This is a genomic window from Longimicrobiaceae bacterium, assembly GCA_035696245.1.
GTDB lineage: Bacteria > Gemmatimonadota > Gemmatimonadetes > Longimicrobiales > Longimicrobiaceae > DASRQW01.
In genome coordinates this window covers 1-2260 of record DASRQW010000382.1, presented here as the reverse complement: position 1 = coordinate 2260, position 2260 = coordinate 1, and the positions used below count along the sequence as shown (strand labels likewise).

Here is a 2260-nt window from a genome sequence, read left to right as displayed (position 1 = left end):
CCGCGTCCTCCGCGTCTCCGCGCGAGCCTGCTTTTCCAGGAGGTAGGGTGATGATTCGGGCGTCGGTAGATGGCCCGGCGGGTTGGACGATGAGCTTGCCGCGAAGTATGCGCATACCGCGGCCGGGAGGCGATCCCCCGGCCGCGGCGTGACGCGGAGCTTCCCGGCCGATGCGCGGCTACCCGTCCTGTGAGAGGATGAGCACGGCGTACGCGCCGATGCCGACGGTGCCGCTGGCGGGCATGCCGTCGCGCGGGCCGCCATCCGCCCGCGTGTGGTAGCCGGGCTGGTTGGCGAAGTCCGGCGAGTAGCCCGCCCAGTCGGAGTTGAGGCGCACCTTCCACTCGCCGCCGCGCGGGAAGCCCAGCTCGTACGCGTCGTACGCGCGGCTGGCGAAGTTGGCGACCACCAGCACGTCGTCGCGCGGGCCGCCGCTCTCCCAGCGGTGGAAGGCCACCAGCTTGTCCGCCTCGTTCACGTGGTGCACGTGCACGTGCCGCCCGCGCAGGCCGCGCGTGTGGTCGAACCAGTTGCGCCGCAGCCGCGCCAGGTCGCGGTACAGCAGGTGGATGCCCGCGAACTCGTCCAGCCGCCGCCAGTCGATGGGCACGCCGTCGCGGAAGAAGCGGTCCTCCAGTATCTCCTGCCCCTGGAAGAGCATGGGGATGCCGGGCGAGGTGAAGACGAGCGCCGCGCCCAGCGTGCTCCGCTTGCGGCTCCACAGGCTACCGGCGTTGCCGGGCCAGATCTCTTCCGGCACCCTCGCGTGCCCGTTCGCCACCTCGTCGTGCGACTCGGTGTAGACCACGCGCTTCCACGCATCGCCCTCGTAGCGGTGCTCGATGGCGGCGCGCACGGCGTTCATGTCCCGCTGGCCGTCGTTCCGCTCGATGACCGCGCGGCGCACCGGGTGCACGAAATCGCCGTCCCACTGCGTGTCGAAGCCCGCGCCGCCATCGCCCGTGGCGCGGACGAGCCAGCCGTTGCCGCGCAGGTCCTCGGCCACGTGCAGCTTCCAGGGCTGACGCGCGTCGGTCTCGGCGTTGATGGCCTGCATGAGCGACCAGCCGTCGGCCAGGTCGTGCGCGGGGTCGCCGTCGTTGCCGTTCACGTTGCGGACGTACGCCGTGGCGTCCCAGCGCAGCCCGTCCAGCCGGAACTCCTCCAGCCAGCGCAGCGCGTTGTCGCGGATGAAGGCGCGCACCTCGGGCCGCCCGTAGTCCGGGCGCGTGTGGCCCCACTCCGTCTTCGCCCGCTCGCCGCCGTAGAAGTAGATGCCGCCCCCGCCCTCCGGCTGCTCCCACCCGTCCAGGCGCCACAGGTCCAGGTCGCTGGGCCCGAAGTGGTTGTAGACCACGTCGAACAGCACCGCGATACCGTGCTCGTGCGCGGCCTTCACCAGCCGCTTGAGCGCCGCCGGCCCGCCGTACGCGCTCTCGATGGCGAAGATGTCGGCGGGGTTGTAGCCCCACGAGAAGTCGCCCGCGAACTCCAGCGAGGGCATCAGCTCGATGGCGTTGACGCCCAGGTCGCGCAGGTACGGCAGCCGCGCCGCCACGTCGTCGAAGCTGCCGGGCGCACCGCCCGCCGCCGGGTCGTTGAAGGTGCCCACGTGCAGCTCGTAGATCACCAGCTCGTTCCACGGCGGCATGCGCCACTCCCCCTCGCCCCAGTCGAACGCTGCGGGATCGGCCACCACGCAGTTGCGGTTCACCAGGCCGATCTCGGACGCGTACGGGTCGCGCTTCCAAGCGGCCTGCCCGCCCGCGCGCACCACCAGCTTGTACTCGTCGCCCGCGGCGGCGCCGTCCACGTCCACCGACCAGTAGCCGTTGCCCTCGGGCGCCAGCGGGTCCGCATCGTCCCGCCACCCGTTGAACGATCCGGCGACGGAGACACCGTCCGCATGCGGCGCCCACACGCGGAACGCCACCCCACCCGCGTACGGCACCGCCCCCATGCCCGGGTGCACGGAAGCGCGCGCCGCGCTCGGCCCCGGTGCGCCGTCCGAACCGACCAACGGCGTGTCGGGCGGGAGCTGGATGACGCCCGGCAGCGCCGTCTCCCCCGCCGCCTCCGTCCGCGGATCGGCAGAGGCGACGGCGGACGGCTGCTCCGTGAGCGCGCTCGCGGCTGCATCGGCGGACGGCGACGAGAACGACGATGCCACGTCTGGCCTCCCGTCGTGCGCAGTGGTCTGGACGTCGCTGGCGATGGCTGCGGGCGAGAGCGGCGCCGCGGAATCGAATCGCGGGATCTC

The 2260-nt window shown here is 72.6% G+C and carries 1 protein-coding gene; it reads right to left on the bottom strand.

Annotated elements, in window-relative coordinates; all coding sequences use genetic code 11:
- Positions 1-178: 178 nt before the first annotated feature.
- The coding region (locus VFE05_17260) for an alpha-amylase family glycosyl hydrolase (protein HET6231828.1) at positions 179-2260 on the bottom strand (2082 nt) is incomplete at its 5' end.